General features: G+C 66.0%; 21 protein-coding genes and 1 pseudogene. 13 read left to right on the top strand and 9 right to left on the bottom strand.

Annotation, left to right across the window (positions count from 1 at the left end):
- The 4 genes and pseudogenes from V7778_RS18315 to V7778_RS18330 all read right to left on the bottom strand — a co-directional run.
- Window positions 1-169: pseudogene (locus V7778_RS18315) on the bottom strand (transposase); the annotation flags it as partial.
- 412 nt (window positions 170-581) lie between these two features.
- Window positions 582-1,121: a hypothetical protein gene (locus tag V7778_RS18320; protein WP_335557877.1), complete on the bottom strand. Its 540-nt coding sequence runs from the start codon at window positions 1,119-1,121 to the stop codon at window positions 582-584.
- Window positions 1,122-1,385: 264 nt separating this feature from the next.
- Complete coding sequence (locus V7778_RS18325) at window positions 1,386-1,901, bottom strand: GNAT family N-acetyltransferase (RefSeq protein ID WP_335557879.1); 516 nt, start codon at window positions 1,899-1,901, stop codon at window positions 1,386-1,388.
- A 105-nt stretch (window positions 1,902-2,006) separates the two neighbouring features.
- Window positions 2,007-2,975 (bottom strand): quinone oxidoreductase family protein, encoded by a 969-nt coding sequence (locus tag V7778_RS18330; protein ID WP_335557881.1) that lies wholly within the window; start codon window positions 2,973-2,975, stop codon window positions 2,007-2,009.
- A gap of 154 nt (window positions 2,976-3,129) precedes the next feature.
- On the opposite strand from V7778_RS18330, the gene V7778_RS18335 reads away from it, so the two are divergent.
- Window positions 3,130-4,056 (top strand): LysR family transcriptional regulator, encoded by a 927-nt coding sequence (locus V7778_RS18335; RefSeq protein WP_335557883.1) that lies wholly within the window; start codon window positions 3,130-3,132, stop codon window positions 4,054-4,056.
- Here the strand turns inward: V7778_RS18335 and V7778_RS18340 are convergent.
- Window positions 4,026-4,943 carry a LysR family transcriptional regulator gene (locus tag V7778_RS18340; RefSeq protein ID WP_335557885.1) on the bottom strand — a complete coding sequence of 306 codons (918 nt, stop codon included), beginning with the start codon at window positions 4,941-4,943 and terminating at the stop codon, window positions 4,026-4,028. The genes V7778_RS18335 and V7778_RS18340 overlap by 31 nt on opposite strands.
- Window positions 4,944-5,071: 128 nt before the next feature.
- Here V7778_RS18340 and V7778_RS18345 point away from each other — a divergent pair, with 128 nt between their 5' ends.
- Entirely contained in the window at window positions 5,072-5,932 is an 861-nt protein-coding gene (locus V7778_RS18345; RefSeq protein WP_335557887.1) for a pirin family protein, read from the top strand.
- 74 nt (window positions 5,933-6,006) lie between these two features.
- Here the strand turns inward: V7778_RS18345 and V7778_RS18350 are convergent, their stop codons facing one another.
- Together V7778_RS18350 and V7778_RS18355 are read right to left on the bottom strand one after the other, a co-directional pair.
- Complete coding sequence (locus V7778_RS18350; protein WP_335557888.1) at window positions 6,007-6,753, bottom strand: SDR family oxidoreductase; 747 nt, start codon at window positions 6,751-6,753, stop codon at window positions 6,007-6,009.
- Between the two features lie 118 nt (window positions 6,754-6,871).
- Window positions 6,872-7,810, bottom strand: a complete 939-nt coding sequence (locus tag V7778_RS18355; RefSeq protein ID WP_335557890.1) for an AraC family transcriptional regulator — start codon at window positions 7,808-7,810, stop codon at window positions 6,872-6,874.
- 120 nt (window positions 7,811-7,930) lie between these two features.
- Between V7778_RS18355 and V7778_RS18360 the strand changes: the two genes are divergently transcribed.
- Together V7778_RS18360 and V7778_RS18365 are read left to right on the top strand one after the other, a co-directional pair.
- Window positions 7,931-8,485, top strand: coding sequence for a flavin reductase family protein (locus tag V7778_RS18360; protein WP_335557892.1), 555 nt, complete (start codon window positions 7,931-7,933; stop codon window positions 8,483-8,485).
- 102 nt (window positions 8,486-8,587) lie between these two features.
- Window positions 8,588-9,520 carry an AraC family transcriptional regulator gene (locus V7778_RS18365; protein ID WP_335557894.1) on the top strand — a complete coding sequence of 311 codons (933 nt, stop codon included), beginning with the start codon at window positions 8,588-8,590 and terminating at the stop codon, window positions 9,518-9,520.
- On the opposite strand, the gene V7778_RS18370 is transcribed toward V7778_RS18365, so the two are convergent.
- Window positions 9,507-9,809 (bottom strand): Atu4866 domain-containing protein, encoded by a 303-nt coding sequence (locus V7778_RS18370; RefSeq protein ID WP_335557896.1) that lies wholly within the window; start codon window positions 9,807-9,809, stop codon window positions 9,507-9,509. The genes V7778_RS18365 and V7778_RS18370 overlap by 14 nt on opposite strands.
- A gap of 257 nt (window positions 9,810-10,066) precedes the next feature.
- On the opposite strand from V7778_RS18370, the gene V7778_RS18375 reads away from it, so the two are divergent.
- From V7778_RS18375 to V7778_RS18390, 4 genes are all read left to right on the top strand, one after another.
- On the top strand, window positions 10,067-10,492 hold the full coding sequence (locus V7778_RS18375; protein WP_335557898.1) for a DoxX family protein: 426 nt from the start codon (window positions 10,067-10,069) through the stop codon (window positions 10,490-10,492).
- A gap of 150 nt (window positions 10,493-10,642) precedes the next feature.
- Entirely contained in the window at window positions 10,643-11,386 is a 744-nt protein-coding gene (locus V7778_RS18380; protein WP_335558020.1) for an NADPH-dependent F420 reductase, read from the top strand.
- Between the two features lie 24 nt (window positions 11,387-11,410).
- Window positions 11,411-11,872, top strand: coding sequence for an ester cyclase (locus V7778_RS18385; RefSeq protein WP_335557900.1), 462 nt, complete (start codon window positions 11,411-11,413; stop codon window positions 11,870-11,872).
- 42 nt (window positions 11,873-11,914) lie between these two features.
- Window positions 11,915-12,292: an SDR family oxidoreductase gene (locus V7778_RS18390; protein ID WP_335557902.1), complete on the top strand. Its 378-nt coding sequence runs from the start codon at window positions 11,915-11,917 to the stop codon at window positions 12,290-12,292.
- Here V7778_RS18390 and tssK read toward each other — a convergent pair.
- Window positions 12,235-13,572, bottom strand: a complete 1,338-nt coding sequence (gene tssK, locus V7778_RS18395; RefSeq protein ID WP_335557903.1) for a type VI secretion system baseplate subunit TssK — start codon at window positions 13,570-13,572, stop codon at window positions 12,235-12,237. The genes V7778_RS18390 and tssK overlap by 58 nt on opposite strands.
- Window positions 13,573-13,714: 142 nt before the next feature.
- Here tssK and tssE point away from each other — a divergent pair, with 142 nt between their 5' ends.
- The 5 genes from tssE to V7778_RS18420 all read left to right on the top strand — a co-directional run bounded on the left by tssE (window position 13,715) and on the right by V7778_RS18420 (window position 18,067).
- Window positions 13,715-14,245, top strand: coding sequence for a type VI secretion system baseplate subunit TssE (gene tssE / locus V7778_RS18400; protein WP_335557905.1), 531 nt, complete (start codon window positions 13,715-13,717; stop codon window positions 14,243-14,245).
- Between the two features lie 11 nt (window positions 14,246-14,256).
- A complete protein-coding gene (gene tssF, locus V7778_RS18405; RefSeq protein ID WP_335557907.1) occupies window positions 14,257-16,098 on the top strand; it encodes a type VI secretion system baseplate subunit TssF in 1,842 nt (613 codons plus the stop codon).
- Window positions 16,062-17,153, top strand: a complete 1,092-nt coding sequence (tssG, locus tag V7778_RS18410; protein WP_335557909.1) for a type VI secretion system baseplate subunit TssG — start codon at window positions 16,062-16,064, stop codon at window positions 17,151-17,153. The genes tssF and tssG overlap by 37 nt, the downstream gene beginning before the upstream one ends.
- A gap of 110 nt (window positions 17,154-17,263) precedes the next feature.
- Window positions 17,264-17,671 (top strand): DUF2750 domain-containing protein, encoded by a 408-nt coding sequence (locus V7778_RS18415; RefSeq protein WP_335557910.1) that lies wholly within the window; start codon window positions 17,264-17,266, stop codon window positions 17,669-17,671.
- A 48-nt stretch (window positions 17,672-17,719) separates the two neighbouring features.
- Entirely contained in the window at window positions 17,720-18,067 is a 348-nt protein-coding gene (locus V7778_RS18420; protein ID WP_335557912.1) for a YnfA family protein, read from the top strand.
- Window positions 18,068-18,099 lie beyond the last annotated feature (32 nt).

Consider the following 18,099-nt stretch of genomic DNA (forward strand, 5'->3'; position numbering starts at 1 on the left):
CTTCATCCGTGCCATCAACGAGGCGTCCATGCCGCCAAACTTGGAGCGCCACTTGTAAAACGTGGCATTGCTAATGCCGTGCTCGCGGCACAGCTCCGGTACTGGGCTGCCGGTTTCTACTTGCTTGAGGATGGCGATGATCTGGCTGTCGGTAGCGGGACGTCTTCATGTAGAGCTTCCTGTGTCTTAAGTAGAAAATTCTACTTCTGATCGCGCTCTTTTGTGGGGGGATTACCCAAGCGCCTGCCTACCGCGGTTTGACAAACATTGGCATCACGTCGACAGACACCTTTCGCTGCAGAGCGAGATTTGACATACATTGACAAACCAGTAACATGCCTAAGCTGTTGATTTTACAGGCGCGGATTTGATAGACATAATTTACTTCCCTCAATTGCCTGTGAACCGGCCCGGTGGACGCATGAAGCCGGCGATCGTCAGGATCGCAGGTTCTTGAACGGAACAGACATCGTGCAGGGCTTGCGTGGCCGATCAGGGCCGATCAGGGCCGATCAGCCCTGCCGCAGTCCGACACCGGCTGAAACAGCGGCGGCGCTGCCTGGCGTCCGCCGCCGACTTGCTTACCTGGCATTCCGGTACGCGGCCGCATCCGTCGGCCGCGCCGAATTGTGTTCCTTGAAAATCTTCCAGCCATCGGCGGTGCAGCGCCAGAGGATCGATGTGCGCGAGACCAGGTACATGGGGTCGCCCTGCTTCGGCGTCACCTCGAACACGAACTCCATGACCGAGTGGCTGTAGCCCGGGCCTGCGGCGGTCACGCCCGGCTGTTCGGTGATCTTGTGGTGCACGCTCTTGAACTTGGGTACCAGGCCGTACCAGACCTTGCCGTAGTCGTCCGCCGTGTGGCGCACCTTGAGTTCAGGATCGAAATCGTCGAACAGGTTGAGGTCCTTGCTGCCGAAGTCATAATACTTGCCGAGGTCCTTCCTGAAATTGAAATCGGGATCGCCGGCGTCCCGCTCCCAGCCAATCAACAGCCAGTCGCGATGCAGTTGGGCGACGCCTTCCTTGCCGCCGCTTGCACAGTCGCTACGCACTTCCGCAGCGAAGGACGAGGAGCAGGCGATACCAAGGACCAGTGCGAGTGCGCGTTTCAACATTTTTCCACCTCTCTAACAATAGGTTCAGGTTGGGAGCGGAACCGGTGGCTCGCGTAGAACCTTGTCCGATACGCCGCTGCTGTGATGAGAAGTATAGGAAGCGTCCCTCGGATGACGGTAACCGGATCATGGGCAGTTATTGCCTAATCCTACAAACCGGGCCGGCCATTCATCGACACTCGCCCACCGTGCCGGCAGATCCCCGCGCCGCCCTGTGGCTTTCGGATATCGCCTCGTGCGCGAAGCGTTCGCCCAGGCTGGAGCCTACAGGCGCAGCATCATCAGGTCTTCGTCGTAGTACCTGTCGCCAACCCGCATGGCATCCGGCTCGCGGCCATACGTTTCAAAACCCATCGATCGGTACAGGCCCGCGGCGCGGGGATTATCGACGTTGACATTGAGGTGGACTTGCCGGACACCGGCCTTGCGTGCGTAGTCGAACAGCGCCTGCAACAGGCGCCGCGCGATGCCGCCCCCACGGCGCCCGGGGTGCACGAAAACGCCCCACAGAACGCCCTTGTGGGCGACCTGCGCCAAGGCTTCGCGGCGCAGGCCGGCAATGCCGATCAGCTCGCCGGCCTGGAAGGCGCCGAAGACAAACTGGTATTCCGTCTCCGTGATCCGCGCGCGGACCTGTTCGGGGCTGCGGCCACTTTCTTCCTCGTACGTCGGATAGATCGCTTCCGGCATGTCGGTGATCGAGCGCAGGCGCAGAGCCTGGAAGGCCTCCCATTCATCGGGACGCAGGGGACGGAACTGCAATGCGGAAGTGGAGGACATGAGTCAACCCGGACACGAAAACGAACGAAACCGACAGGAGAGTCACCGTCCCCCGCCGGCATGCCTGCCATGATACTGGCGCCGGCACTGCGGCGGCCAGGGAACTCAGGGAAGCAGAATCGCCGCGCCGCGCAGGCGCCGTGCGGCGATGTCTTCGTGAGCCAGCACGGCATCCTGCAGGCAATAGCGCGCCGGCGCGACCTCGCCGAACACGCCATCCTTCATCGCGGCAAACAGCGCCGCACTGGCGAGCTCCAGTGCCTGGCGTTCGCCCACGTACTGGCCGGTGCTCGGCTGCACGTAGCGGATCCGGCGCGCGGCCAGCGCCGCCTTGTCGACTGACGGATTGCCCGATGCGTTACCAACGTGAACCAGGTGTCCGCCGTCACGCAGCGCCAGCACCGACTGGGCGAAGGTGGTCCTGCCTACCAGCTCGTACACGACGTCGACACCCCGGCCGCCGTTCAGCGCGCGCACCTTGCCGGCCAGTTGCGGATCGCCGGAGTCCAGCACATGCCCGATACCCCAGGAGCGGACCAGCGCGGCCTTGTCGCTGCCGCCCACGGTGGCGATCACGGTGGCGCCGAGCGATGTGGCCCAGCGAGCGACCATCGACCCGACGCCGCCCGCCGCCGCATGCACCAGCACCGTCTCGCCAGGCTGCAGGCGGTGGGCGCCGAACAGCATCATCCATGCGGTCAAGCCCTTGGTAAAGGTGGCCGCGGCGGTGTCGGATGCGATGTCCCGCGGCAGCTTGACCAGGTGCTGGGCCTCGATCAGGCGCTCGTTTGCATAGGCGCCGAACGAGAAGAAGTAGGCAGCGCGGTCGCCCGGCTGGACGTTGGTCACTCCCTCGCCGACGGCGACGACCTCGCCGGCGCCTTCCACACCCATCGGCAGCGGCAACGGCACATTGAAGGCGCCCGAGCGGAACAAGGTGTCGACGAAATTCACGCCGATCGCTTCATGGCGCAAGTGCACCTCGCCGCGTCCGGGACGGCCGATCGCGGGTGCCGCCTCGAGGCGCATGACGGAAGGCTGGCCGGTTTCGGTAATGCGGATCTGCTGGTTCATGTTGGACTCCCTGTTCAGTAGTGGTGGTTGAGTGAGTCCATGGTAGGCAATCGCGCAGCATGGATAAACCAGCGGCTTGAGGCTGCACTATTCCCAATTGGGTGATAATCTGAGGATGACTGCCCGCCAACACGGACCCTAAGGAGACGCTTCGATGGATTACCTCACCGCGGTGCGCGCGTTTGTACGCGTGGCCGAGAGCGGCAGCTTCGCGAAGGCCGCCGACTCGCTGCAGCTGCCGCGCAATTCGGTGACCAAGCTGGTGCAGTCGCTGGAAGCCCACCTGCGCATCAAACTGCTCAACCGCACCACGCGGCGGGTGTCGATGACCAGCGATGGCGCGGCCTATCACGAGCGCATGGCGCGCCTGCTCGAGGAATGGGACGAGGTCGAAGACGAACTGGCGCGCGCGCGCAGCCATCCGCGCGGCCGGCTGCGCGTGGACATGGGCACCACCATCGCATCGCTGCTCCTGATTCCCACGCTGGCGCAGTTCCACGTGCGTTACCCCGATGTCCAGCTCGACATCGGCGCCAGCGACCGGCCGGTGGACCTGGTCGGCGAGCGGGTGGACTGCGTCATCCGGGCCGGCACCGTCAGCGATCCGTCGCTGATCGCACGCCAGCTCGGCAGGCTGCCGCAGACCGCGGTCGCCACGCCGGGATATCTCGAAACGCATGGCGTACCGCTTCATCCGGACGAGCTCGAAGCGGGCCACCAGCTGATCCGCTACACCTATGCCGGCTCGACCCGCCAGCTGCCGATCGTATTGTCCCACGATGGGGAGGCGGTCACGGTCCGGGGAAATCACTTTGTCTCGGTCAACGATACCGGCGCCATGCTCGCGGCGACGCTGTCAGGGCTCGGCATCATGCACGGCCCGGCCTTCATCACCGGGCGCCACGTGGACAACGGCGCACTGGTCCAGGTGCTGGGCGACTGGCAGGCGCCCGCCGTTCCGATCTATATCGTGTATCCGGCGAACCGGCACCTGAGCGCCCGCGTGCGGGTGTTCGTCGACTGGATGCTCGAAGTGTTCCGTAACAGTCCCTATACGCTGCCGCCCGGTCCTGCGTCCTGATATTGGCGCAGCTGCTGGACGAACCAGCGGCCGGCGGGGCCGGGCGGCTGTTCCTTGCGGTGGATCGCATGCATCGCGAAGCCTGGCCCGGCGGTGGGGCTGGTCTCGAGCTTGATCTGCACCAGCGTCCCGGCGTCGAGGTCGGCCTGCACCATATGCAGGGGCATGTGTCCCCAGCCGAGACCGGCGCGGAGGAAAGCATGCTTGGCGCCGAGGTCGGCCAGCCGCCAGACATTGGGCGACACCACCCCGAAATTGCGGCCTGCCGTCAGGGTCGAGCGGTCGGTCAGCACCAGCTGCACGTGTTTCTCCAGCACCGAACGCAGGATCATCCCGCGCCTGGCCGCGAGCGCATGCCCCGGCGCGGCCACGGTCACCGACGGCACATCGAGCAGGTATTCCGAATGGCACCCGGGCGGTACCTCGGGGAGCGAGCCGATGACGGCGATCCGGCACTGGCCGGCCAGCAGCGGCTGGATCACCGCGCCGAGCGCTTCCACGTAGAGGCGCAGCGGTGTGGTCGGAAACTGCTGTTGGAAAGCCTGCACCGCGGCGGTCAGGTTAGCGATCGGGAACATGACGTCGACGGCTACCGCCAGCTCGGGCTCCAGCCCTTCGGCCAGCGTGCGCGCCCGCGCCTTGAACGCATCCATGCTCCCGACCGCGATCCTGGCCTGTTCCAACAAGGCCTGGCCGGCATCGGTGAGCACCGGATAGCGGCCGCCGCGATCGAACAAGGAAAGCCCGACCTGCAGCTCGAGGTTGGCCAGGGTGTGGCTCACAACCGATTGCGCACGCCGCAGCTTGCGCCCCGCCGCAGAGAAACTGCCTTCGTCGGCGGCCGCGACGAAGGTGCGCAACTGGTCCATTGACATCCCGTCGAGCATCTATCCACTCCTTAGATGGTATTGATCGAATTATATAGGCTATTCGGATCGTTACTGGCTTCGTAAGATCCTCGCATACCGAACGGCCAGCGAGGGCCGCCAGCGGCAACCCACGAAAGGAATCGACCATGAACACCGTCATCGAACGCAGCCCTGTCCGCAGCTCCCAAGCCCCGATCCGGCACCGCCAGATCACCTACCGTACCCAGGGCACGACCCGTGGCGGCGTGACGCGCCTGATCAGCCCCAGCGGCGCGGACGGGCTGATCAAACCGTTCGTCTTCCTCGACCTGTTTCATCTTCGCTCCAGCGGGCACAAGATGGGCATGCACCCGCATTCCGGCATCGCCACCGTCACCGTCATCATGGACGGCGCGCTCGAATACCGCGAAACCACGGGCAGCGAAGGCAGGCTTCCGACCGGCGGCATCGAATACATGAGCGCCGGCGGCGGCGTTTGGCACGAAGGGGGCCCGATCGAGAATGGTGCGGTACGCGGTTTTCAATTGTGGCTCGCCCTGCCGCCGGAAGACGAGAACGGACAATCGCAGAGCATGTACCTGGCGCCCGAGCGCGTCCAGCAGGCCGGCCCGGCGCGTGTCGTGATCGGCAGCCACGACGGCGCCGGCAGCGATATCCGGACACGTGCGCCGATCAATTACCTGCATGTGAAGCTGAAGGACGGCGAGCGCTGGAGCTACACGCCGCCGGCCGGACATGACGTGGCCTGGGTGGCAGTCGCCGACGGCGCGCTGGAAACGGCCGGGGTGCGCCTGTCCGGCGAACTGGGGGTGTTCCAGAAAGGCGAAGGCCAGCTCCAGTTCCTCGCCCGTGGCGACACCCAGTTCGTACTCGGTTCCTCCCCGACCCACCCGCATCCGCTGGTAACGGGCTACTACTCGGTACATACGAGCGAAGCGGCCCTGCAGAAAGGCGAGGCCGGTATTGCCCGCCTGGGCGCCGAACTGCGTGCGGCCGGACTGCTCTGAGCCGGTACCTCAATGAAAAGCCGCGTGCTTCCTTCCGGAGGCACACGGCTTCGCGATTGCTGAGGAGCGCGGACTTACCAGGCCTGGTTGGTCGGCATGATGAACAGTTCGGCGATGTCCACATGGGCCGGCGCCTGCAGCGCGTACACCAAGGCGTCGCCGATGTCCTCGGCCTTCAGGAAGGTCATTTGTTCCTTCAGGCCTTCCATCTGCTCCCGATAGCCCTTGTCCGACACATGCTCGAACAGTTCGCTTTCCACGGCGCCCGGCTGCAGGCAGGTGACGCGGATGTTGTACGGCGCGCCCACTTCCATGCGCAAGGTGTCGGAGAACGCAGCTACCGCGTGCTTGGTGGCGCAGTACACGCCCAGGCCCTGGACGGTCTTGCGTCCGGCGATCGACGAGGTGGTGATGATATGGCCCGACTTCTTCGCGCTCAGGATCGGCAGCGTGGCGGCCACCGTGTTCAGGACTCCCTTGATGTTCACGTCGACCATCTGGTTCCATTCGTCGACTTTCAGGCTCGCGATGTCCGAGGCCGGCATCAAGCCCGCATTGGCGAACACGATGTCGATCGTGCCGTAGCGGTCGGCCAGCGCCGCCACCCCGCCGTGTACGGCATGCGGATCGGTCACGTCCATCTCGATCGCGAATGCTTCACCGCCCGCGGCGCGAATCTCGCCGACCAGCGCATCGAGCCGCTCGACCCGGCGGCCTGCCACGCCGACTTTCACGCCCGCCTGCGCCAGTTTCCTTGCGCTTGCGGCGCCGATACCGCTCGAAGCACCGGTCACCAGTGCGATTTTGTCTTTGAGTTCCATGATCATGTCCTTTCCAAGTGTTTGAAGGCTTGGCTTCGGGATGTCGAAGCACGGGGCCATGATCAGGCAGGGCGCTTGCCGGGTCTTTCGGGCGTTTGCCGCGGCTGTCGGGATTTTGCTATCGGCGCTCCCGATGGCTGATGCCGAGCTCCCTGCGATACACGCTCGGCGTGACTCCCGTGCCATGGCGGAAGACCTGGGAAAAATGGCTGGGACTCTGGTAGCCGAGCGCCAGGCCGATGTCGATGACGGAGCGGTCGGTCTCGCACAGCAGGCGCCGCGCTTCTTCCAGGCGCAGGCGTGCGACGTAGCGCGACGGCGCCATGCTCGTCGCCTGCTTGAATACCCGGCTGAAATGGAAGACGCTGAGGCCAGCCATGTCGGCGTAGGGAGCGAGCTCGAAGGGCTCGGCGAGCCGGCTTCGCATGGCTGCGAGTATGCGGTGCAGCTTGTGGGCAGGCAGTCCGCCGCGCACGATCTTGCGGCCGTCCACCGCGATCTCGTAGCCTTCGACAAGCCGGAAGCCGAGCGCCTGCGCCATGCCCTGGATGAAGCCGCCCGAGGGCTGCGTGGGTGAGCTGAGCGAGGCGTACAGCACCTGCAGCAAGCCACACAAGATCTGGTCGCGTTCGCCCGACACCTCGCGCAGCGCGAAGTCGCCGAGCGCGCGTCCTGTCGCCATGCGGACCACGCGCGCGAACAGCGGCAGGCCGACATAGACATGCATGACGGTGAACGGTTCCGGCGACGTGCTACGCCAGCGCATCTCGACCGGCACCGGGGACGTGGTCAGGTAGAAATCGCCCTGCCGTACCCGCACCGCGAGCCACTCGCCGCCGGGGGGACGCTCCTCCACCACCGCCTCTCCGGAAGCGATCCAGACCAGCAGGGGTTCGGGTACCGCCGGCACCAGGATGTCGTCCTGGATGGCGTTGCGCGTGACGATCTCGACGTAGATGTCGTCGTCCGCCTGTGCGCGCCGTTCGCGCAGCATCTGTCCTGGAATGTGTTCCTTCATTCCTTCGGCGGAAGTCACCTCCGTCTTTACCTCTGCCATGTCGACTCCCCGGTATCAGGAAACAGCAAACGTGCGACATCCGGCGCAAAACCACGATGGACCGGCATGCGCCGGCGGCGCGAATATGGGGCCATGCGAACCTCAATAGAAAGGACAGCCATGTTCAAGCACCTCCCAAGCAGAAAAGCCTATACCCTGCTCGAATCCGGCCCGATCGTCCTGCTCACCACGGCGGGATCCAAAGGCCACAACGTGATGACCCTGGGTTTCCACATGATGGTGCAGCACGAGCCGGCGCTGGTGGCGTGCGTCATCGGTCCCTGGAACCATAGCCATACCGCGTTGCGCGAATCGGGCGAATGCGTGATTTCCGTCCCCACCGTCGACCTGGCCGAACAGGTCACCCGCATAGGGAACTGTTCGGGACAGGATGTCGACAAGTTTGCCACGTTCGGCCTGCACGCATCGCCGGCCAGCACCGTCAACGCGCCACTCATCGAGGAGTGCATCGCCAACCTCGAATGCAAGGTGGCCGATACCGCGCTGGTAGAGCCTTACAACATGTTCATCCTCGAAGTCAGCAGGATCCGGGTCGACCGGTTCAGGCGCGAGCGCCGGCTGATCCATCACGCCGGCAACGGCGCCTTCATCGTCGACGGCGATACCGTCGACATGCGCCAGCATATGACCAAATGGCGCTACCTGATGGACTGAGCCGGAAAACACATGCCGTTTTCTCGACAGGAGAAGCATGGTCCGGCTGCGTCGCCGGGAAAATATCGGCTATGATTGGATGAGTGCCCGATCCTGCGAATCATGAGCGATCCACGCCAACAACGTATTGTCCGCCTGCTTGAGGCGCTTGCGCCGTGCGAAGGCTACACCCTGTCCGCGCTGGACGGCGTCAGATTCATGCGCGCCGATGTCCCGATCGCACGCGTGCCGGTGCTGTACGAACCCTCCATCGTGATCGTCTGCCAGGGCCGCAAGCGCGGCTTCCTCGGCGATGCCGTGTACGTCTACGACCCGCAGCACTGCCTGGTGCTCTCGGTGCCCCTGCCCTTCGAATCGGATACGCTGGCCAGCCGCGAGGAACCGATGCTGGCGGTGGCGATTTCAATCGATCTGAAGCTCGCGGCGGAGCTGGTGCTGGCGCTCGACGCACGGCACCGGCAGCAGCCGTCGGCGGCCGCGGGCATCTGTTCGACGCCCTTGAACGACGAGATGAGCGATGCCCTGTTGCGCCTGTTGACGGTCTTGAGTTCGCGCGACGAGGCCTTGATCCTGGGCCCGGGCATCGTGCGTGAGCTGCTCTACCGGGTACTGACCGGCCCACAGGGCGCCGCGGTACATGCGGCGCTGAACCAGCACAGCCATTTCGGCCGGATCGGCAAGGCGCTGCGGCGCATCCACGCCAGCTATGACCGTCCGGTCGACGTGGCCACCCTGGCCAGGGATGCGGGCATGAGCGTGGCTGCCTTCCATGCGCACTTCAAGGCGGTGACGCGCTCCACGCCGATCCAGTACCTGAAGACGACGCGCCTGCACAAGGCGCGCCTGCTGATGGTGCAGGATGGCGTGAGCGCGGCGACCGCCTCGCACCTGGTGGGCTACGAGAGCAGTTCGCAGTTCAGCAGGGAGTTCAAGCGCTTTTTCGGCCGTACTCCCGCCAACGAGGCGGCGGTCATGAAGAACGCGCTGATCCAGCTGCCTGCGCAGCCGGCCTCGGCCTACGTCACCGTCCAGTAGCGGCCGGGGCGGACTCGCGGTACAGCACCATGCCGGCGTGGTAGAGCACGCCGTCGCGGAAGTCCCCGTCCGCCGTGAAACCGGTGTCGTCCAGGTATTCGATATGGTCTCCCTGGATCCAGTAGCGACCCTGGTAGGCGCTGCGGCGCTTGCCGCGGGCCTCGTCGTAGCGCCCTCCGGGCAGCAGCTCATGCCGGATGTAGCCGTCGGCCGTGACCCACATGCCGGCGTAGGGATGGGTTGCACTGTCCTTGCGGGTAACGCTTGCGGCTGCGGCTGCGGTACGCATGATGAGCTCCTTGTTTGAACATTCGAGGCTTCATCGTAGCCAGGGCGCCGGGGTGGGCCAATGCCCTTTCCTGTCCGATGATTGCCTGATCCTCTGCCAGCGCAGGGTGCATGCCAACGCCAGGCATGCCGACATATCGAATTTATCGATGACAATAATCGATTTATATAGGCTTCCGCGATGGGTCGCGCCAGCCTAAGATTCCTCCATGCCGCCGACTGACGGCCAACGACCTCACCCCGACGAAAGGAATCACCATGAAAACCGCAAACGACACCAATACCGCTCTCCTGTCGGCCGCCGGCCGCATCCTGCTGGCGACCATCTTCATCTTCAGCGCCTTCGGCAAGCTCGCTGCGCCCGCCGCGACGATCGGCTATATCCAGTCGGTCGGCCTGCCCTTCGCGACACTCGGCTTCGCCATCGCCGTGGCGGTCGAACTCGGCGGCGGCGTGCTGCTGGTACTCGGCATGAAGACACGCTGGGTGGCCGCGGCCCTGGCAGTGTTCTCGATCGTCACCGGCCTGGCATTCCACAATGCGCTCGGCGACCAGAACCAGTTGATCCACCTGCTGAAGAACTTCGCGATGGCCGGCGGCCTGCTGCAGGTGGCGGCCTTCGGGGCCGGCGCGTTCAGCATCGACGCACGCACCAGCCGCCCGGCGATCCGCCAGCCGGCCTGAGTTCCACCAGGCAGCAAGGCCGTGCACGCCGCGAGGCTGCACGGCCTTGTTGCGTTTACGGCATCCATTCCGCCGAGCTTACGGCGTTTTCCCAGGCCTGGAGCTGCGATCCCGATTATCACGCTCCAGGGAATAGTGGTGCACCGATAGATAGATTTATCACCGCAGCCGCCGGTCCTACACTGGCTTCATCAGGCGTTCGCAACGACCCGCCCGATCAAGCGGCACCAAGTGCCATTACCGTCCAAGGAGAAGAACATGTCCAGCACCACCAGCAGCAGCAATCACGCCGGCACCGGCACCGTCGGCATCATCGGCGCCGGCGCCATCGGCCAGGCCATGGCCACACGCCTCGTCGCGGCGGGCATCGATGTCATCCTCAGCAACAGCCGGGGGCCCGAGTCGCTCGCCCCGGTCGTCGATGCCCTGGGCCCGCGCAGCCGCGCCGGCACCCGGCAGGAAGCCGCATCCGCCGACATCGTGTTTGTCAGCGTGAACTGGTCGCGCCTTGAAGAAGCGCTCGGTGACATCGACTGGAACGGCCGCGTCCTGATCGACGCCAATAATCCGGTCCTGTTGCCGGGCTATCGGCTGGCAGAACTTGGCGGACGCAATTCGAGCCAGGTGCTGACGAAGCTGGCGCCCGGTGCGCGCGTCGTCAAAGGCTTCAATACCCTGCTCGCGTCGGTCCTGGCGAGCGATCCGCAGCAAGCCGGCGGCCGCCGCGTGGTGTTCCTGTCCGGCGACGACCGCGAGGCCAAGGACCTCGTCGCCAGCCTCGCCGATCGGCTCGGTTTCGCCACCATCGACCTGGGCAGCCTGGAAGTGGGCGGCGCCCTGCAGCAATTTCCCGGCGGCCCGCTGCCGGCCCTGAACCTCGTCAAAATCGGCTGAGCACGCCATCAGAAGGAGAACGACATGAACACCATGCCCGATGCCCGCACCCGCGCCCTTGCGGAAACCGCCAAGGCCATCGTCCGCAGGAATACCGAGGAAGTCCAGGGTGGCGGCGATTTCGCCCTGTTCGACCGGCTGTTCGCCGACGACTTCCTCGACCACACACCGCAGCCGGGCGGGACGCCCGACAAGGCCGGCGCTCGCCTGCTGTACGGCGCCCTGCGCCAGGCCTTCCCCGATTTCCACGCGGTGATCCACTGGCAAGCGGCCGAGGGCGACCGTGTCACGACCTACAAGACCTATCACGGCACGCATGAAGGTGTCCTGTTCGGTATCGCCCCGACCGGCCGCAAGGTGCGGTTCGATACGGTCGACGTGATGCGCGTGCAGGACGGCCGCATCACCGAGCACTGGGGCGTTGCCCACCTGTACTCGCTACTGCAGCAGGTCGGCGTCCTGCCCGCCATGCTGCCGGCAGCCTGACAGATGCCAGGCCCCAGGCACTATTTACCGAAAGAGGACACCATGACTTCCCTCCTGAAAGACAAAGTCGTCATCGCCATCGCCGCCGCCCGGCATGGGGCACGCGCGGTGCCGGCCTCGGACATCGCCGGGATCCCGCGCGAAGGCGGTGTCGTGCTGATGGCCAAGGCGCTGGCCGATGCGCTGGGGCTGGACGGCATTCGCGTCAATGCAGTGGCTCCCGGAACGATCGACACCCGCCTGCTGCGGACCAGCCCGGTGAACAACCTCGATCGCGCAGCCCAGTGGTCGGCAGTCTCCTGGCCGATGCTGGACCGAACAGGCCCAGGGAGCGGAAGTCGGGAGGGAGCTTCATCGCCCGTTCAGGCGGCGACGGCCAGCAGTTCCAGCTTCAGCTCCTTCATGCCGGCCGGGACGTAGATCGAGATCGATTGCGCCTTGAGCATGCGCTCGACCATCGCCCCCTTCGCTTCCAGCACGAAGTAGCAGGTATCGGGGCGCACGGGAATCGCCGCCGGCACCTGCGGCGCGTGCTGCAGCCGCACGCCGGGCAGGGCGGAGAGCACGAATTTTTCCACGTCGTCCGGCGCGCCGACCTTGAAGCGCAGCGGCACCACGTCGACCAGCTCCACCGCGGGAATGTCGGCCGAGACGGCGATGTAGAAGGTGGTGTCCTCGTCGATCTTGCCCGAGTCGAGCATGCCGAGGTGGTAGCAGGGCCGGGTCTCGTTCAGCGCGATGGCGAAGTACTTGGAGGAGATCACGGTGTCGAGCAGCTCGCGAATGATGGTGATCAGCTTGGCGAAGCCCGGGCCGGGATCGGCGTGCTGGTAGGACGGCAGGTCGCCCAGGGTCCAGCTCTTCGAGAAGGTCATCAGGCCGCCCGCCACGTCCAGCAGCTGGGCGAACAGGCGCTCCGGATGCAGGGCCGGATGGTGGAAGTGGTGGGTCAGGGCCGCATAGGCGGAACTGGCCGTGTGCAGCAGCCAGAACGAGGACATGTCGCCCGAACGGAACTCGACCACGTTGCGGCTCGGTTCGCGCTGGTGGCCATAGAGGGCGCCGACCTTGGCCTGCAGCGCGTCGAGCAGCCGGCGCAGCTGCAGGAACAGCACCGGCGAGGCGCCGATAGACAAGGTGGGCGGCACGAAGCCGGTATCGGGTTCGAAGCCGCCGGTGGCGGCGCGGCGCAGGCGCAGCAGGGGGAAGTGGACATAGCCGTCGCGCGGCTCGAACTCGGACACCAGGCGCACCGAGGCTTTTAAATAGGCCAACTGCACCGGCGAGGCCTGCGTGTACAGGTCCGGGGTTTCTTCGTTGACCTGGGTGAAGCGCGCGGTGTTGTCCGCCTGCCCGGGCTGGACGAAGTTGCCGCTGAAGGGCTTCAGGCCCGGCACGGCGGCGTGATAGGTGACGCCCTGCGCGGCCTGCAGCTGGCTCAGGTCGACGGTCTCGGGCAGCGCGTCGGCGCCCGGGGCATCGATCCATTGTCCGTCCTGGAAGCGCACCGACAGCGCGAGAATGCGCAGCACGCTGCTGCCCAGCGCGTCGCGGTCGATCTCCAGCCGCTCCACGCCCCAGGCATACGGGTGTACCGCGCGGATGCCCTTGTTCAGGCAGTGCTCGTGGTATTGGTCTTGCCGCTGAAAATGCTGTGGGCGCAACAGCAGGCCTTCGCCCCAGAGTACTTTGCTGGTCATGTGGCTGGCTTTCCTCTTGTCTTTCGGTTAGCAGAACTTTGCTCAGAAACAATAGCAACGGGCAGCAGACCAGCATGTGAACTTGATCAAGTATTTGCCGTAGCCAACGTGTCACCATGCGATTTTGTTTTCTGGGGGCACGATGAAAGGATTTACGCCGGGACTGTTCGACCGCTTGCTGGGCGTGCCGCTGCGTGCCGGGAACCCAGGCGCAAACCCGGGCGGGGGCCAGGCGGGCAGCCATGCGCCGCCGCGCCTGTCGGCCGAAGACCTGAAGGACAGCGTCGCGCGCGACCTGGAAGCGCTGCTCAACACGCGCTCCATCCTCGCCGACGACGCGCTGAAGGACTTCCCGGAATGCAGCCGCTCGATGGTGAGCTATGGCCTGAGCGACTTCGCCGACCGCTCGCTGTCCAGCCCATCCGACCGCGCCCATATCTGCAGCTGCATCGAAAAGACCATCGCCTGCCACGAGCCGCGCCTGCGCAACGTGAAGGCCTTGCTGGAGGTGCGCGAAGAATCGGTCAACCGGCTCGATTTCTCGATCACGGCGCTGCTGGTGGCGAGCGTGTCGCAGGAGCCGGTCAATTTCGATGCGGTGCTGCAGCCGTCCACGCTCCAGTACAGCATCAAGCGGGCCGCGCGCGCCAAGGCGCAGCGCGCCGCCACCTAGGAAGGCCGCGCATGGAACAGCTGCTTCCCTACTACGAAAGCGAACTGGGTTACCTGCGCCGCGACCTGCGCGACTTCGCCGAGCGCTATCCCAAGATCGCGGGACGGCTCCTGATCAGCGGCGAGGTGTGCGAAGACCCGCACACCGAGCGCATGATCGAGTCCTTCGCCCTGCTCAACGCGCGCATCGCCAAGCGCCTCGACGACGATTATCCGGAATTCACCGAGGCGCTGTTCGAGGTGCTGTACCCGCACTACCTGCGCCCCTTCCCTTCGTGCTCGATCGCGCGCCTGGACGTCGCCGCCGCGGCGAAGCAGCAGACCGCCAGCAGCACGATCGCGCGCGGCACCCAGCTCACCAGCCGCCCGGTGCGCGGCGTGGCCTGCACCTTCCGCACCGTGTATCCGGTGGCGGTGGCGCCGCTGGCGCTCACGCGTGCAAGCTTCGCCGCCATCATCGATGCGCCGGACGCGGTGCGGCTGCCGGGCGGCGCGGCGTCCGGCATCAGCCTCACCATCGCCGCCACGGGCGAGCAGGGCGGACTTGGCCAGCTGGGCCTGGACACCCTGCGCGTCTTCATCGACGGCGAACCCTCGTTCTGCGCGGCCCTGCGCGACGCCCTGTTCATGCGCACCGTGGCCGCCTATGCCGAGGCCGAAGGCAGCGGGCGCTGGGTGGCGCTGCCCGCCATCCCCGTCAAGCCGGCCGGTTTCGGGGACGACGAGGCGCTGATCGACTTCCCGGCCCGCTCGCACACCGCCTACCGGCTGTTGACCGAGTACTTCTGCTTTCCGGAGAAGTTCAACTTCGTCGACATCGATCTGAAAGCGCTGGCCGCGGCGCTGCCGGGCGCACGCGCCATCACGCTGCACCTGGCCCTGTCCGGCCTGCGCGCCGATTCCAACCTGGCGCGCATGCTGGGCACGCTCTCGACCAACAATGTCCTGCTGGGCTGCACGCCGGTGGTGAATCTGTTCCGCCAGCGCGGCGAGCCGATCCAGCTGACCCACACCACGCCCAGCTACCCGGTGCTGGCCGATGCGCGCCGCGCCTATGCCTACGAGGTCTACGCTATCGATGCGCTGCGCCTGATCCGGCAGACGCCGCAGGGCGAGTCGATCGCGGAGTTCCGTCCCTTCTATTCGCTGCGCCACGCCCAGACCCCGGACGAACATGGCCACTACTGGGCGATGCGGCGCGACGAAAGCCTGCGCCACAAGAGCCCGGGCTTCGAGACCCAGGTCTCGATCGTCGACATCGACTTCGATCCTGCCGCGGTGGAAACCGACACCCTCAATGTCGAACTCACCTGCACCAACCGCGACCTGCCGAGCGCCCTGAGCTACGGCCAGCCGGGCGGCGATTTGTTTCTCGAGGGCGGCTCGGGCGTGAAGGCGATCGCCTTCCTGCGTAAACCCACCGCCTCCTGGCGCTTTCCCAGCGGGCGCAACGCCCACTGGCGCCTGATCTCGCTGCTGTCGCTGAACCACCTGTCGCTGGCCGATGGCGGCATCGAAGCCTTCCGCGAGATGCTGGCGCTGCACGACCTGCCGCGCTCTCCCTCCTCGCAGCGCCAGATCGGCGGCATCGCCGCCATCGACTACCAGGCGGCCAGCGCCTGGATGGCGGGTAATCCTTTCAACTGCCTGGTGCGCGGCGTGGAAGTAAGGCTCAGCATCGACGAGGAAGCCTTCGTCGGCAGCGGCATCCACGCCTTCGCCCACATCGTCGAGCGCTTTCTTGCGCTGTACGTGCACGCCAACAGCTTCACGCGGCTGGTGATCGTGTCGCGCCAAACCGGAGAGGAACTGCTCACATGCGATCCGCGAAGCGGCGGCCTGAGCCTGCTGTAATCGAGCGCCTGTGCCGCGAGCCCTGGCGCTTCGAATTCTTCCAGGCCGTGCGCCTGCTGGAACTCTGGCTGCGGCGCCGCAACCGCCGGGACGGCGACCTGGTCGCGCGCTACCTGCGCTTCCAGAACTCGACCTCGCTGGGCTTCCCGCCCAGCCAGCTGGAAGCGGTCCAGCCCGAGCCGCGCGCGCTGCAGCCGCGGGCCGAGGCGCTCGCCAGAGCGCTGGAGGACGGGGTGCTGCGCCATATCCGCCTGACCCCAAGCTTCATGGGCCTGCTGGGCGGGCATGGCGTGCTGCCGGCCCACTATACCGAGCGCATCGCCGAGCACCAGGCCTCGGACAAGGACAAGGACGAGGGCCCGCGCGCCTTCCTCGACACTTTCTCGAACCGCTCGCTGGCCCTGTTCTATGCGGCCTGGCGCAAGTACCGGCTGGCGCTGCAATACCAGCTGGACGGACGCGATGCCTTCCTGCCGCTGCTGCTGGCCCTGGCCGGCGTCGGCGACGCCTCGCTGCGCGGGCGCTTCGCCAGCCCGGAGCACGGAGCGGTGCTGGACGAGACCCTGGGCTACTTCGCGGCCAGCATCCGCCACCGGCCCGCCTCGGCGGTGCAGATCGGGCGCGTGCTGTCCGACTACTTCGGCCTGCCGGTCATGGTCGAGCAGTTCGTGGGCGACTGGTACGGCGTTCCGCCCGCCCAGCAGACCATGCTGGGCGACGATAATGCCGTGCTCGGATCGCGCGCGATCGCGGGGGCGCGTGTCTGGCAGCGCGACCTGCGCCTGCGCCTGGTGGTCGGGCCGCTCGACCGCGCGCGCTTCGACGCCTTCCTGCCCGGCGGACCGGCGGCCCGGGCTGTAAAGAGCCTGCTGTCGATGTTCACCGGCGTGTGCCTGGCCTACGAGGTCGAACTGGAGTTGCGCGCGCTCGACGTGCGCAGCGCCGCCCTGCAAGAGACGGGCCCGGCCGTGCGCCTGGGCTGGGACGCCTTCCTGGTCGAAGGGGCGCAAACGGCCAACCGGCGCGACGTCCGCTACGGCTTGCACGTCCTCTGAAATTTCCCAATGTCATGCCGAGGGCGCGCACGCTAGATTCTGCGCCGATCGCCCATGTTGGCGTATCCTGAGGTATGAGAGGCATGTCGCCTGCATCAACGGGAATGGCAATGAGCGAAAGGATCATTTCGGCGATCAAGCTGGGCGCGCAGCAGCTGGCGGCGGTCGTCACCCTGCCGGGCCCGGACCGCTACGAATACTTCGTCAAGCGGGTCGCGGATTCGCAGGAAGTCTGGGGCCTGTACCAGGACGGCTGGGCGCTGGCCAAGACCGACGACGGCACCCTGGTCTTCCCCATGTGGCCGGCCAGCGACTACGCCAGCCTGTGCGCCGAATACGAATGGGACGGCTACGACGCCCAGGCCTTCTCGATCGAGGAGCTGCTGGAAGACCTGCTGCCCCAGCTGGAGCAGGACCGGGTCTTGCCCGGCATTTTCTACACCCCGGGCGACAAGGGCATCACCCCCACGATCGCCGAGCTGCGCCGCGACCTGGCCCAGGAGCTGGGGCGCTACTGATACACTCGGCAGGATCAACCCGGCGCCTTGCCGGCCACTTGCCTGCCCATGACCTTCGATCTGTTCGCTTCCGGCCGCATGCTCGGCCTGTTCTTCCTCACCGCGATCGCCGAGCTGCTCGGCTGCTACCTGCCCCTGCTCTGGCTCACCGGTAAAGGCTCCCCCTGGCTGCTGCTGCCGGCCGCCCTGAGCCTGGCGGCCTTCGTCTGGCTGCTGACCCTGCACCCCGCCGCCAGCGGCCGCGTCTACGCGAGCTATGGCGCGGTCTATATCGCCACCGCCCTGGCCTGGCTGGCCGTGGTCGACGGCGTCAAGCCGGTCTGGACCGACTACCTCGGCGTCGGGCTGGCGCTGCTGGGCGCGGCCTGCATCGGCCTGGGGCACCGTCCGGCGTAAAGGCCTGTCATCAAACTGTTATCAAGGCGTCA

The organism is Massilia sp. DD77, from assembly GCF_036961685.1.
In the GTDB taxonomy this organism is placed as follows: domain Bacteria; phylum Pseudomonadota; class Gammaproteobacteria; order Burkholderiales; family Burkholderiaceae_D; genus Telluria.